The sequence below is a fragment of the Streptomyces sp. NPDC056231 genome (assembly GCF_048270745.1).
Classification (GTDB): Bacteria; Actinomycetota; Actinomycetes; order Streptomycetales; family Streptomycetaceae; genus Streptomyces.
Genome location: NZ_JBLVKW010000152.1, coordinates 1 through 8936, shown reverse-complemented (window position 1 = coordinate 8936; position 8936 = coordinate 1). Strand labels below are relative to the sequence as shown.

10 protein-coding genes and 2 pseudogenes are annotated in these 8936 nt (G+C 67.2%); 7 read left to right on the top strand and 5 right to left on the bottom strand.

The annotated features are described in order from the left end of the window. Positions 1-183: 183 nt before the first annotated feature. Positions 184-594: a hypothetical protein gene (locus tag ACNPQM_RS43070; RefSeq protein ID WP_418088293.1), complete on the bottom strand. Its 411-nt coding sequence runs from the start codon at positions 592-594 to the stop codon at positions 184-186. A gap of 245 nt (positions 595-839) precedes the next feature. On the opposite strand from ACNPQM_RS43070, the gene ACNPQM_RS43065 reads away from it, so the two are divergent. The 4 genes from ACNPQM_RS43065 to ACNPQM_RS43050 all read left to right on the top strand — a co-directional run bounded on the left by ACNPQM_RS43065 (position 840) and on the right by ACNPQM_RS43050 (position 3186). Then, positions 840-986 (top strand): hypothetical protein, encoded by a 147-nt coding sequence (locus tag ACNPQM_RS43065; RefSeq protein WP_418088292.1) that lies wholly within the window; start codon positions 840-842, stop codon positions 984-986. Between the two features lie 16 nt (positions 987-1002). Next, positions 1003-1536: a DinB family protein gene (locus tag ACNPQM_RS43060; RefSeq protein WP_418088291.1), complete on the top strand. Its 534-nt coding sequence runs from the start codon at positions 1003-1005 to the stop codon at positions 1534-1536. 189 nt (positions 1537-1725) lie between these two features. After that, complete coding sequence (locus ACNPQM_RS43055) at positions 1726-2181, top strand: carboxymuconolactone decarboxylase family protein (RefSeq protein WP_418088290.1); 456 nt, start codon at positions 1726-1728, stop codon at positions 2179-2181. 219 nt (positions 2182-2400) lie between these two features. Further along, positions 2401-3186, top strand: coding sequence for an SDR family NAD(P)-dependent oxidoreductase (locus ACNPQM_RS43050; RefSeq protein WP_418088289.1), 786 nt, complete (start codon positions 2401-2403; stop codon positions 3184-3186). Positions 3187-3869: 683 nt separating this feature from the next. On the opposite strand, the gene ACNPQM_RS43045 is transcribed toward ACNPQM_RS43050, so the two are convergent. Further along, on the bottom strand, positions 3870-4433 hold the full coding sequence (locus tag ACNPQM_RS43045) for a dihydrofolate reductase family protein (RefSeq protein WP_418088288.1): 564 nt from the start codon (positions 4431-4433) through the stop codon (positions 3870-3872). A 911-nt stretch (positions 4434-5344) separates the two neighbouring features. On the opposite strand from ACNPQM_RS43045, the gene ACNPQM_RS43040 reads away from it, so the two are divergent. Further along, positions 5345-5659, top strand: a complete 315-nt coding sequence (locus tag ACNPQM_RS43040) for a hypothetical protein (protein ID WP_418088287.1) — start codon at positions 5345-5347, stop codon at positions 5657-5659. A 311-nt stretch (positions 5660-5970) separates the two neighbouring features. Here ACNPQM_RS43040 and ACNPQM_RS43035 read toward each other — a convergent pair. From ACNPQM_RS43035 to ACNPQM_RS43025, 3 genes and pseudogenes are all read right to left on the bottom strand, one after another. Then, a pseudogene (locus tag ACNPQM_RS43035) lies at positions 5971-6514 on the bottom strand (GNAT family N-acetyltransferase). Beyond that, positions 6499-6696: a hypothetical protein gene (locus ACNPQM_RS43030; protein ID WP_418088286.1), complete on the bottom strand. Its 198-nt coding sequence runs from the start codon at positions 6694-6696 to the stop codon at positions 6499-6501. The pseudogene ACNPQM_RS43035 and the gene ACNPQM_RS43030 overlap by 16 nt, the downstream one beginning before the upstream one ends. Before the next feature lie 109 nt (positions 6697-6805). Further along, on the bottom strand, positions 6806-8068 hold the full coding sequence (locus ACNPQM_RS43025) for a hypothetical protein (protein WP_418088285.1): 1263 nt from the start codon (positions 8066-8068) through the stop codon (positions 6806-6808). Positions 8069-8112: 44 nt separating this feature from the next. Between ACNPQM_RS43025 and ACNPQM_RS43020 the strand changes: the two genes are divergently transcribed. Next, the gene (locus ACNPQM_RS43020) at positions 8113-8562 is read left to right on the top strand and encodes a sensor histidine kinase (RefSeq protein ID WP_418088284.1); all 450 of its coding nucleotides are present in this window, start codon (positions 8113-8115) and stop codon (positions 8560-8562) included. Between the two features lie 4 nt (positions 8563-8566). After that, positions 8567-8842, top strand: a pseudogene (locus tag ACNPQM_RS43015) (response regulator); the annotation flags it as partial. Positions 8843-8936 lie beyond the last annotated feature (94 nt).

Genomic DNA, 8936 nt, shown 5'->3' with positions numbered 1-8936 from the left:
CCTCACGGAACTCCGCGTCGAACTTCCGTCGCTTCTCTCCCATGACCCCCAACTTCCCCTGCAGTCACGGCCTCTACGCTACGAGGGGAAGGTCACTTTGCCCCCGCCACTCATTGTCTGATCGGGCACTCAGGGCACCACGACTCAACGCTTCTGAAGATGTCTCGTCGGTTGCGCGCCCCGTTACTCGGGCAAGCCCACCCAGTTCTCCGGGACGAGCGGCGCAGGCATCAGCCACACGGCGAAGGCCACCTGGGCCATCACCTGGAGCACCAGCGGCTCGGCCATGGCCGCCCCGATGAGCGGAAACGCAAAGAGCACCATGGGGAAGGCCAGCAGGCACCTGAAGCGGGTGACCTCCATGTGCTGGTGGGCCAACCCGGCCACGATCGCCAGGAGCACGGTGGGAATGCCGGTGAAGGCCAGCATCAGCAGGCCGACCCGCATGCTGGCGAGGAAGGACGAGTCCGGGACCACCAGCGCGATGACGGTCCAGACGGCCATGTCCAGCAGGACGTACGACAGGACGCACCGCCCCATCCGAACCAGCACCCGGTGCATGCCAGGGCCGGCCGTCGCGTGGGTCATGGTCATCAGCACTCCTTTGTGCGACTCGCACCCCGCAGCATTTGAACATGTTCAACATAGGCCATCAGTGGTCGTATGGCGAGGATGTCCTGGCACCCGACGGCCGCAGGCATGGGTTGGTGGAGTCTCGATGGCCGAGTCAGGCCTTCAGCGATTCTGAAACCGTCGTGGCGCGAGTCACCGTGGTTTCAAATCACACACCACCGCAGATGAACGGCCCCTGACCAGGTGAATCGGTCGGGGCCGTACTCATGTGCGCTGAGGTCCTTCACGGCTTCCAGACCGTGGCCGACGCCAAGGCGTACCTGGCGAGCGACCTCTTCACCCGTGATGTGGTCGGAGGCCTGTCCCTCTTGCTGGAGGCGGCACCCGAGGTCCGCCTCTACGACACCGTCTGAACCGGCCGGCGCCGCCATGCACGAGATCAACGCGCTGCTTCGCGAGTACGACCGGGCCCGCGCCTACGCCGACGAGCTGTGGCGGGACCTCAGTCCGGACGAGGTGACCTGGCGTCCACACGAGAACTCCAGCGCCATCGGCTGGCACCTCGGCCACCAGGCCCACGTCGCCCACTTCATGATCCGCAACCTCACCGCGGCCGAGCCCAGCCCCGACCCGGAACTGGACGGGCTCATGGACTCGGCGAACCCGGAGAAGTTCCGCGGCGCACTGCCGACCGTCGAACGGCTCACCGCGTTCCGCGACACTGTCGCCGAACGCGTCCACGCCCGCATCGGCGACATCGCCGCCGGCGGAGTCGGCGCCCCCGCCCAACTGGCCATCGTCGCGAACCACTTGCTGCTCGCCCTCATCAACCACGAGTACCAGCACGACCAGTGGATCAGCGAGGTCCGTGCCGACAACCTCGGCCACGCGCTCCCGCCGGACCCCGAATCGGACTGGCTCGGCCGCGTCGACGGCTACCTCGTCTGCAACCCCTACACCTGACCTCCCTCGCCATCGGGCACCTCTCCCTTTCCTTCGTCCGGGCGCACACCCGAAGGCAGAAATTCATTACCAGCACGACCTGATTCCCCATAAGTCGATGCACGGTGAAGGAATGCAATATGAGTGATGTGCGAGTCACCCCATGGCAAAACGGCAGCCTTCCCTCGCCCCGCCCGAATTCTTGCAGCCATGAAAGCCCGTCGACCCAACAGCGAACTGATCGGCTTCGACCGTGTCTTGCTGAAGAGTTTCCCGCTCGCCACAGGCTGGAACGAGTTGCTGGGTCGGGTTCGCGCCCAGTTCGACCTGGCGCTGGAATATCGCGAACTGATCATGCTGCGAGTGGCCGTACTGAACCGCGCGGAATTCGAATGGGGAGTTCATTACCCGGCGTACCTGCAGGCGGGCGGTACGGAAGAAAAGTGTCAGGCTCTCAAGGCTGAAGGCGGGGCAAGTGACCTCTTCAACGAAGAGGAGCGCGCCCTGATCGCCCTGACCGATCAGTCCACGAACCAGGTTGAGGTTGATTCCTCCGTCATCGACGAGGTGAAGCGTCTGTTCCGTGAAAATCAAACGGTGGAAGCGGTCGCTACAGTCGCGGCCTACAACATGGTCTCGCGCTTTCTGGTTGCACTGACCATCTGACATCCCAGTCGCAGTAGCGGGACTTCCGTGGCACGGCCGACAGCGGCGACGCAGGCGTCAATTCGATGACCCGAATGTGCGCTGCGAAGAAGCCCAAGGGGTCGTGCGGCAGCTAGTGAACCAACGGACACCTCGTCTGCAACCCCTACGCCTGACCCCATAGACCACCGGACACGCCCCCACACCGTCCGGGCAACTCACCCCTAACAGGAGCACCACATGTCCAGCACGACCACCCTCGACTTCACCGGCCAGAAGGTCATCGTCATCGGCGGCACCAGCGGCATGGGCTACGCCGTCGCCCGTCACGTCCTCGACGCCGGCGGAACTGCCGTCGTCACCGGCCGCAGCCAGGCAGGCGCCGACGAGGCGGCGGCCGCCCTGTCCACCCACGGCAGGGCCGTCGGGCTCGCGGCCGACCTGGCCGACCCGGCCGCCGTCGACCGCCTGCGCGTCACCCTGACCGAGGAACACGCCGACGCCACCCTCCTGGTCAACGCCGCCGGTGTCTTCGCCCCGAAGAGCTTCCTGGAGCACACAGCCGAGGACTACGACCGCTACCAGGCCATCAACCGCGCCTTCTTCTTCCTCACCCAGACCGTCGCCGCCAACATCATCGACCGCCGCGCGAAGGGGTCCATCGTCAACATCGGCTCCATGTGGGCCCACCAGGCCATCGCCGCCACCCCGTCGTCGGCCTACTCGATGGCCAAGGCCGGACTGCACTCCCTCACCCAGCACCTCGCGATGGAGCTCGCCTCGGCCGGCATCCGCGTCAACGCCGTCGCCCCCGCCGTCGTCCGCACCCCGATCTACGAGGAGTTCATCCCCAAGTCCGACGTCGGCACCGCCCTCGACGGTTTCAACGACTTCCACCCGATCGGCCGGACCGGCACCCCCGACGATGTCGCCGCCACCGTCGTCTTCCTCCTGTCCAACCAGACCGACTGGGTCACCGGCGCCGTCTGGGACGTCGACGGCGGCGTCATGGCCGGCCGCAACTGACCCCCTGCCCGCGGTCCGGCATACGCACCCCGGGCGGCGACGCCCGGCAGGCCCGAGCACCTTTGAGTACACCGAGACCTCGGCCCCGTAGCCGCTCCTGCCCCTGATGACTCCGCCCGAGGCCGGACGGTCGCGCTCCCGGCCCCACGTCAGCTGGACGATCCGTCGCAGCGCGCCTCTCCACCCCGCACTGGATGCAGGGGCGCCAGGGGGAAGGCTCCGACACCGCCGCCCTCATCGAGGACTCCCACCAGGGCGCAGGAGCACCCAGCCCGCGGCGCTCCGGCCGGACCGCCGCCCGGGCTTTCCACGTCGCAGCACCATGGAGAACGCGATCTCTGGCGGATACCGTTGGCGATTTTGGCGACGCTCCTGCACCTATCGCGACCGAGACTTCCGTGAAAGCCAAATCGCTTGAGAGCGCTGGCCACCGGCGGTCTCAAGCAGCCTGGCAACAGCGCAGGTCAGCAGCCCACCACACGTCAGACGCAGTGCGACAGGACACAGGTCAAGCCGCCCACTCGTATGGGTGATTTGGTTCTGATGCTGGTGCCCTGGTAGAAGCCCGCTGACACCGTGGGCTCACGGGGCATCGCTCGTGGGCTTGGTGGCGTGCGGTGGGGGAGATCGCCGCGACGGTGAGAGGAAGCACCCATCCAAGCCGTGAGACAGCGGGAAGCTGCTCAGCGCCTCGTCTCGTACCTGGTCAGGATCACGCCGCCGGGAAACGTCCGCGTCTCCACCAGGTTCAGGTTCACCCAGCTGTCCAGCGCGGTGAAGAACGGCGTGCCGCCGCCCACCAGGACCGGATGGGCGGCGATCGCGTACTCGTCGATCAGCCCGGCGCGCATGGCCGCCCCGGCGAGCGTTGCGCCGCCGATGTCCATCGGGCCGCCGTCCTCGGCCTTGAGCCGGGTGATCTCGGCGACCGCATCGCCGGTGACCAGGCGGGTGTTCCAGTCGACCTTGTCGATCGTCGAGGAGAACACCACCTTCGACATGTCCCGCCAGCGGCGCGCGAACTCGATCTCCGCCGGGGTGGCGTTGGGCTGCTGGTCGCCGGTCGGCCAGTAGGAGCTCATCGTCTGCCACAGCTTGCGCCCGTACAGCGTCAGGTCGGTCGCCTGCAACTGGTCGGACCAAAACTGGAACAGTTCGTCGCTCGGCACGCTCCAGCCGATGTCGTCGACGGGCGCGGCGATGTAGCCGTCCAGGGTCAGGTTCATGCCGTAGATCAGTTTCCGCATGGTTTAGCCTTCCGTCCGTGGGTGTCCGGCTTATAGACCGGCGCGGCTCGGGAAACTCATCGGTGCGCGATCTGGGCTCGCCGGTAGTCCTCGTGCTCGGGGCTCAGCGTGGTGTACTCGGCCGACACGGGCAAGCTGCCTGATCTCGACCTCGCCCTCGCGAGGAAGTGCCACGGATTTGAGACTGGTCATGGGTTACAAGGCCGTGAGACAGCCAAGAACGCCCAGGTCACGCAAGATCGACATGTCACGTGCGGCGAGACCCTACACGCGCCGTCCCCATCGGTGTCCAGCCTGGCGAACATGTCCACCTGCCGGACCAAGCTGCGCCAGCAGCAAGCGGCACGTATCGGTTGCACCTGCGGCTGAGCCCGAGACCCTGTCAGCTTTCGCTGACAGCCAGTCCCGCGCCGAGAAGGCCACCGCGCTTCCCGCCGCCTACCAGTGCCCGCTCAGAACGCCGTTCGGGAGGCACTGCGGCCTTCCTCGCGGGCCGAGTGTGGCCGTCGCTCGCCGCTCCTCCAGGTCGTTCGCCCTCGCTCCGCTCGGGGTGCTCCAACTGGACCAGCAGCTTCGCCGGCGGCAAGAACCCGCAGCTATCGAGGAAGGGACACCGACGAAATGCGTTGATGTGTGGAAACGTTCTGCTGGGCAGGATGGCGCCCCTCAAAATGTTGGATTACTTCCCGCTTGTGGGAGAGCGAGGACAGCCGCCTGGGTGAACCTTTCCTCCTATGTGGGCGCGTATTAAAGAGCGATCCACGGATCCTTTTTGCGGCTGAAGTAGATCTTTCACGAATCACACACCGTGTGGTTTCTTTCCCCGCGAATCCGAGCGAAAGCAGGGCTCCGTTTTCAAGAAGTCTCTCGTAGCCGCCTCAGCTGTGGCGATGGTGGTCGGGACAGCCAGCATGGCGGAAGCCGACGATGTGGTGCGCGTTGTGCAGAGTCAGCCGGTGACAATTCCCGTGGCCTCCGGCGGCTTCCCCGGCAGGGCCGCGGTCGTGGCCCAGTGCCCGGCCGGCGAAACCCGAACGGGCGGCGGAGCCAGCGTGATCGCCGGCAACTCGTACGCCGACAGGTACCAGATCGGTTCGAGTGTGCCGATCAGCGGGGAAAGTTGGTGGGCCTTCGCAACGAACTCGGACCCGTCCAACCCGGGAACTCTTCAGGTTTTCGCCATTTGCGCGAAGGTGGTCAATAACCCGGTTCTCGCCACTCCCTGAATCCGGCCCCGGAGACCCACGCAAGGCAACAGGGCTACCGAAACGCTGACAAGGGCGGGGCCCGCCGTTGTCATGCGTGGGTAACCTATTCATCGGCAAGCTCCCCGGCTTTTCCGTTACTGCCGACACTCACATTTCGTCGGTATCCCAGGAAGGGCCACGAGCGCCGCATACCGCCCGCCGGAGAGCTGGTGACTTCCGTTCTCGCGTACATCGCCTATCCGCGTGGGCGTGCGACTTCTCGTTTCGCGTCGAAACGACGTCTCAGTCAGCGAGGCCCTGGCAAGAGGGATGCGATGCTCCTGGGCGGGTCAGGATGTTGTGGGCGTGCGCAGGTGTTGGAGCATGACGGCGTAGTTCGGGCCGTCGGGGAAGGGCTGTCGGCGTCCGACCGTGGTGTAGCCCCACCTCTCGTAGAGGGTTTGGACCTTGGGGTGGTCGGGGTCGACCAGGAGCACGGCCAGGGCCTCCGGCCGTTCCTGGATGAGCGCGGTGTGGAGGCGTTCGGCGGTGCCGGTCTTGCGCCTGCGCGGGCGCACCATCAGCTCCGAGACGCTGAAGGTCGAGCCGTCCGCCGGCGGCTCGCTCAGGTGTTCGCGCCACCACTCGCGGCCCGGTGCCGCCGGGCACCGTAGGCGAACCCGACCGGCTCCGCTCCGTCGTAGCCGATGACGCAGGCGTAGCCGGGACGGATGCCTCAGTGGTCCACGAACCACTCGAAGCGCTGGTTGAACTCGTTGTCCAACTCGTCGGCGTAGGCGTCCGCGTGCACGTCCAGAGGGTCTGCCGGATCGCGGACAGGTCCACGTGCCCGAAGCGGCGCAGTTCGATGGTGGTGGTCACGAGGGGCTCCATTCGCTGCGGTAGCGGTCCATCCAGGCGTGCGCGATGTGTGCTGAGGGGGCGCGGGCGATCAGGTCGTGTTGCCCCCGGCCTGTGACGTCTACGAACATCGCGTGGGTGGTCAGCACATCCAGGACGGCCGCCATCTGCTCGGTGTGCCCGGCACCCGGGACGGCCTCGCCCAGGCGCTCCACGATCGCCGTGTGGGTCAGAGGCTCCCGCGACCCGACCAGCGTCCGTGCGACCGGGTGCAGCAGCGTGTCGCCGGGCGTCCCCAGCTCCTGGCTCTCGCGCCGTCAAGAATCACCTCCACTTCACCGGTTGCTCGGTCCGTTCGTCGCTTTGCGGCAGGCGGTTCAGGGCAAGCCCCAGAAGCATCACCGCGTATGCACACAGCACAGCGACCCCGGCCCACGGCGGAAGCGGGAAGTATCCCGCGGAGGGCGCGTAGTGGGCGACGACCTGCGGATATTCGATGAGGGTTTGCTGGGCGGCGAATCCGGCGGCCGGAGTAACCCGCAGCAGCCACTGTGACAGGCCGTCGGCAAGCAGCGGGAAGGACGTCACAACGTACGGGACCGCGATCACCAGGACGGCGACGAGAATCGCAAGCCAGGCGCGCCGAAGCAGGGTGCCGAGCGCGAGCATGGCGGCGAGGGCGAGCACGGCGGCCGTACCGACGACGACCCGCACTCCGGTGAGCGCGGACACCCCGATGACGGAGATCCCGTTCCCCTTCAGGATCGCCACGCCGACCGGGATCACGATCCCCACGGCGAGGAGACCGGTCACAAACGTGACGGCTCCGACGACGACCGCCTCCGCCGCGAGCACCCGGCGGGTGACCGGCGCGCCGCGGTACTCGGAGGTGGCGAACCGCACTGCGACCACGAGCACGATGAGAAGTCCGAGGGGCAGCCCGCCGAGGGTACGCCCCACCGGGCGGCCGCCATCCTCGGCACCTCCCGGCCCAATGTCGCCGGTGCCATTGATGGTGATCGTGCCGCCCTCCTCCACCGCTCCGGACGCCTTGTGGCACTTCTCCCAGTCTGTCCGGTTCATCTCGCCGACGGCGTCTTTCCTCCAGCCCCCGGAGGCCGCGCCCTTGAGGCCAACGTTGTCGAAGACACCGGCGGCCTGCGTGAAGCGCACCTCTTCCGTGGCACCGCCGAGGCCGACAGGCCGCAGCGTCAGGTCGCCGGGAGAGGCGGCGAACAGGCCGACCTGCACAGTCTTGGGCAGCCGGGGCAGTTGCGCCGTGCCCACCTTTGCCCACCGCTCGCCGTCGGCGGACTCGTAGCCGGTGATGGTGTCGCCCGACCGCGTCAGCCGCAGCCAGCGCGGCGACTTGGTCGAGACCCCACCGTCGCTGCCTGCGGTGTCACGGCGGTAGTCGTACTGCATCCGCACGCCGTGGCTGCCGGAGAGCATCAACGCCGCGTAGGAGGATCCCTGGCTGATGCCGTCCTTGATGATGATCCCGGCCTTCGCCCATGGCACCAGGCCCGGGACGATCTGGTCGTGGTTCGGCGGTGGGTAGGTGATCGTGCCTGTCATGGACGTCATCCGGACCGTGATGCTGCCGTTCTCGCCCAGATCGCGATGCCCCCGTGTCGCTCGGCAAGCTGGCGCGGGAGGCGCTGACCGCCCGGGCCGCCGACATTGCCGCGAAGATGCTGACCGTCGACGACGAGATGCGGCCGAACGCCTGGACACGGGGTAGTCCGGCGCTGCTGTCCCGGATGGTGGAGAACATGGTCGACAACGCGATCGTGCACAACCAGGAAAGCGGCTGGATCCGGATCTCCACCGAACACGAAGACAGCGAGGCACGCTTCGTCGTCGAGACCGGCGGGCGCGTCCTCGACCAGGGTCAGGTGGACCGGTTGACGCACCCGTTCGAGCGGCTCGGCGCCGACCGGACGGGGTCGGAGGGGAGTTCCGGCCTGGGGTTGTCGATCGTCGCAGCGCACGGCGGCCGCCTCGCCCTACTGGCCCGGCCGGAGGGCGGCCTGTGCGTTGCGGCGGCGCTGCTGTCGGCGGCCGGTTCGGAAGCGTGACACGGTGAGGGTTCTGGTCGTGGAGGACGCGCGGTCGCTCGCGGAGGTCGTCGCCGAAGGACTGCGGGATCAGGGGATGGCCGTCGACGTTGCGCACGACGGTCTTGCCGCCGCCGCCAAGCTCAGCCTGAACGCGTACGACGTGGTGGTCCTCGACCGCGACCTGCCCGGCATCCACGGCGACGCGCTCTGCCAGATGATCACCGAGCGGGACGATCGCGCGATGGTGCTGATGCTGACTGCAGCCGGGACGCCCGGCGACCGGGTCAGCGGTCTCACCTGACCTTCCCCTCGTAGCGTAGAGGCCGTGACTGCAGGGGAAGTTGGGGGTCATGGGAGAGAAGCGACGGAAGTTCGACGCGGAGTTCCGTGAG

What these genes read in the sequence shown, in the direction of transcription:
- ACNPQM_RS43070 (WP_418088293.1), bottom strand. Translation starts at nt 594, where the DNA reads ATGACCATGACCCACGCGACGGCCGGCCCTGGCATGCACCGGGTGCTG.
- ACNPQM_RS43065 (WP_418088292.1), top strand. Translation starts at nt 840, where the DNA reads ATGTGCGCTGAGGTCCTTCACGGCTTCCAGACCGTGGCCGACGCCAAG.
- ACNPQM_RS43060 (WP_418088291.1), top strand. Translation starts at nt 1,003, where the DNA reads ATGCACGAGATCAACGCGCTGCTTCGCGAGTACGACCGGGCCCGCGCC.
- ACNPQM_RS43055 (WP_418088290.1), top strand. Translation starts at nt 1,726, where the DNA reads ATGAAAGCCCGTCGACCCAACAGCGAACTGATCGGCTTCGACCGTGTC.
- ACNPQM_RS43050 (WP_418088289.1), top strand. Translation starts at nt 2,401, where the DNA reads ATGTCCAGCACGACCACCCTCGACTTCACCGGCCAGAAGGTCATCGTC.
- ACNPQM_RS43045 (WP_418088288.1), bottom strand. Translation starts at nt 4,433, where the DNA reads ATGCGGAAACTGATCTACGGCATGAACCTGACCCTGGACGGCTACATC.
- ACNPQM_RS43040 (WP_418088287.1), top strand. Translation starts at nt 5,345, where the DNA reads ATGGCGGAAGCCGACGATGTGGTGCGCGTTGTGCAGAGTCAGCCGGTG.
- ACNPQM_RS43025 (WP_418088285.1), bottom strand. Translation starts at nt 8,068, where the DNA reads ATGACGTCCATGACAGGCACGATCACCTACCCACCGCCGAACCACGAC.